General features: G+C 68.5%; 1 protein-coding gene. It reads right to left on the bottom strand.

All coding sequences use genetic code 11. The features are described from left to right. Positions 1–232: aldehyde dehydrogenase family protein (locus tag AAEZ09_RS29275; RefSeq protein ID WP_350601814.1), on the bottom strand; the 232-nt coding region annotated here is incomplete at both ends.

Genomic DNA, 232 nt, shown 5'->3' with positions numbered 1-232 from the left:
CCGCCTCACGCCCGGCGTCGATGTAGCCGAGCACGGTATTCAGCTGCTGGGTATCCACCAGCGCGCCGACGTTGGTCGCCGGGTCCAGTGGATTGCCCGGTTTCCAGCCCTTGAGCGCCTCGACCACCATGGGCAGGAAGCGCTCCCTGATCGATCGCTCCACCAGCAGCCGTGAGCCGGCGGTGCAGACCTCGCCCTGGTTGAAAGCAATGGCGCCGGCCGCGGCTTGCGC

It is taken from the genome of Pseudomonas sp. 65/3-MNA-CIBAN-0223 (assembly GCF_040310425.1).
GTDB classification, from domain to species: domain Bacteria; phylum Pseudomonadota; class Gammaproteobacteria; order Pseudomonadales; family Pseudomonadaceae; genus Aquipseudomonas; species Aquipseudomonas gregormendelii.
The sequence above is the reverse complement of the archived record's forward strand: the minus strand, read 5'-3'. Positions and strand labels throughout refer to the sequence as shown.